A 297-nucleotide genomic window follows, 5' to 3' on the forward strand; every position below is an offset into this window, starting at 1 on the left:
AACCTCAAACCAACAACCCCACCTAACCTCCCCTTGTATCAAACTCCGAAGCTCTCAAAGCAACGAGCTCAAAGGGGAGGAACTGGTTCTGTATTCGTAGATAGTTCAGTTCACAATGCAACATCACAACGCGCTGAAAGTAGATTCTGAATACTCGCTTAGGCTCCTTCAAAATGACGATGGGAAAACCCTGAGCTCACAGCAGAAAAAGAATTCCCTCCCCCTTGATAACAACATCCAAATGCTGGGCAAACCATGTCGAGAAAAGGGGGAGTTGGAGGGGGTTGCAAGCACATA

General features: G+C 47.1%; 1 pseudogene. It reads left to right on the forward strand.

Going from position 1 to position 297, the window contains the following annotated elements:
- Positions 1–115: 115 nt before the first annotated feature.
- A pseudogene (locus tag BCT11_RS28225) lies at positions 116–297 on the forward strand (hypothetical protein); the annotation flags it as partial.

This window comes from Vibrio sp. 10N.222.52.B12 (genome assembly GCF_002875385.1).
GTDB lineage: Bacteria > Pseudomonadota > Gammaproteobacteria > Enterobacterales > Vibrionaceae > Vibrio > Vibrio jasicida.